Origin of the sequence: Shewanella sp. MBTL60-007 (genome assembly GCF_019654915.1) — a bacterium.
Classification (GTDB): domain Bacteria; phylum Pseudomonadota; class Gammaproteobacteria; order Enterobacterales; family Shewanellaceae; genus Shewanella.
The window spans coordinates 1-315 of record NZ_BPET01000210.1; the positions used below are offsets into that span (position 1 = coordinate 1).

Sequence of the window (315 nt, forward strand, 5' to 3'; positions counted from 1 at the left end):
ACTCATTGAGCTCTGTAGGCTAAAACTCAACGCTTTATAAATTGTGGTATCCCCTAGGGGATTCGAACCCCTGTTACCGCCGTGAAAGGGCGGTGTCCTAGGCCTCTAGACGAAGGGGACCCGGACTGGCGTTATACTCTACCAAAGAGTGAATACTCATTGAGCTCTGTAGGCTAAAACTCAACGCTTTATAAATTGTGGTATCCCCTAGGGGATTCGAACCCCTGTTACCGCCGTGAAAGGGCGGTGTCCTAGGCCTCTAGACGAAGGGGACCCGGACTGGCGTTATACTCTACCAAAGAGTGAATACTCATT

Annotated in this window: 2 tRNA genes; both read right to left on the bottom strand. The window is 50.2% G+C overall.

Annotated elements, in window-relative coordinates:
- Positions 1–44: 44 nt before the first annotated feature.
- Positions 45–120, bottom strand: a tRNA-Glu gene (locus K5Q92_RS24090).
- Positions 121–198: 78 nt separating this feature from the next.
- A tRNA-Glu gene (locus K5Q92_RS24095) sits at positions 199–274 on the bottom strand.
- Positions 275–315 lie beyond the last annotated feature (41 nt).